The following is a 1,642-nucleotide window of genomic DNA, read 5'->3' as shown; positions in this document are numbered from 1 at the left end:
GGGCGAGGCGCGCGTGGCCGGAATCTTCGACCAGGCCGTGATGCACGTGCCCATGGAAGTCGCGCGCCAGGCGCGAGAGGCGGCGCGCGAACTGGGCGCCGATTGCGCGGTGGCCGTGGGCGGCGGCTCCACCATCGGCCTGGGCAAAGCCATCGCGCTGGACTCCGGGCTGCCGGTCATCGCCGTGCCCACCACCTATGCGGGCTCGGAAATGACGCCGATCTACGGCATCACCGAGGCCGGCATGAAGAAGACCGGCAAGGATGACCGGGTGCTGCCGCGCAGCGTGGTGTACGACCCTGAATTGAGCCTGTCGCTGCCGGTGGCGATGAGCGTGACCAGCGGCATCAATGCCATCGCCCATGCGGCCGAGGGCCTGTACGCGCGCGACGGCAATCCCATCATGGACTTGATGGCGCAGGAAGGCATACGCGCGCTGGCGCAAGCGCTGCCCGCCATCCACGCCGGCGCCGGCGGCGCAGATCTGCTGCAGGCGCGCAGCAACGCGCTCTACGGCGCCTGGTTGTGCGGAACGGTGCTGGGCAACGTGGGCATGGCGCTACATCACAAGCTCTGCCATACGCTGGGCGGCAGCTTCAACCTGCCGCACGCCGAGGTCCACACCGTGGTGCTGCCCCACGCCCTGGCCTACAACGCCGCGGCGGCGCCGCAAGCCATGGAACGCATCGCAGCGGCGCTGGGCGCGCCGGCTGCGGCGGCTGGTGTATTCGACCTGGCTCGCTCGCTGGGCGCGCCCACCGCGCTGCGCGATATCGGCATGCGCGAGCAAGACCTGGACCGCGCCTGCGACATCGCCTTGCAGACGCCCTACCCCAATCCCCGCCCGCTGGAACGCGAGGCCTTGCGGACCCTGCTGCAAAACGCCTACGACGGCACGCGACCCTGAGACGGGGTTCAGGCAGGCCGCGGATTTTCCTGCCGGTTTCGCCTAGCGCTGGCCGAAGCGGGTTTCGCCGAACAGCGCCTTCTGATCCCGCGGCTGCGAGCGCCAGTATTGGCGCGGCGCGCTGACCTGGCCACCCAATTGCGCCGCGGCGTGCCAGGGCCAGCGCGGGTCATACAGCATGCCGCGCGCCAGCGCGATCATGTCCGCCTGACCGTTCTCCAGGATCTCTTCGGCCTGTTGCGCCTCGGTGATCAGGCCCACCGCGATGGTGGGCAAGCCCACCTTGTGCTTGATCTCTTCGGCGAACGGCACCTGATAATTCGGCCCCACGGGAATCTTCTGCTGCGACGAAACGCCGCCGCTGGAAACGTCGATGAACTCGCAGCCGCGCTCCTTCAGGGCCTGCGCGAACGCCAGCGTCTGTTCCAGATCCCAGCCGCCTTCCACCCAATCGGTGGCGGACACGCGCACGCCCAGCGCCACGGACGGCGGCGTGACCTCGCGCAGCGCCTGGAAGACTTCCAGCGGAAAACGCATGCGGTTCGCCAGCGAACCGCCGTAGTCGTCGTCGCGCCGGTTCGACAATGGCGACAGGAACTGGTGCAGCAGATAGCCGTGCGCGGCGTGCAGCTCGATCGCATCGAAGCCCAGCCGGACCGCCCGTTTGGCGCTGGCCACGAAGGCCTCGCGGATGCGCGCCAGGCCGGCCGCGTCCAGCGCGTGGGGCGCGGGTTC

General features: G+C 69.5%; 2 protein-coding genes. One reads left to right on the top strand and one right to left on the bottom strand.

Translation table 11 applies throughout. The annotated features are described in order from the left end of the window. The coding region (locus VIR09_RS07410; RefSeq protein WP_332012287.1) for a maleylacetate reductase at nt 1-907 on the top strand (907 nt) is incomplete at its 5' end. Between the two features lie 42 nt (nt 908-949). On the opposite strand, the gene VIR09_RS07405 is transcribed toward VIR09_RS07410, so the two are convergent. Then, the coding region (locus VIR09_RS07405) for a tRNA-dihydrouridine synthase (protein ID WP_332012286.1) at nt 950-1,642 on the bottom strand (693 nt) is incomplete at its 5' end.

Origin of the sequence: Achromobacter sp. (genome assembly GCF_036567245.1) — a bacterium.
GTDB lineage: Bacteria > Pseudomonadota > Gammaproteobacteria > Burkholderiales > Burkholderiaceae_B > Achromobacter.
The sequence above is the reverse complement of the archived record's forward strand: the minus strand, read 5'-3'. Positions and strand labels throughout refer to the sequence as shown.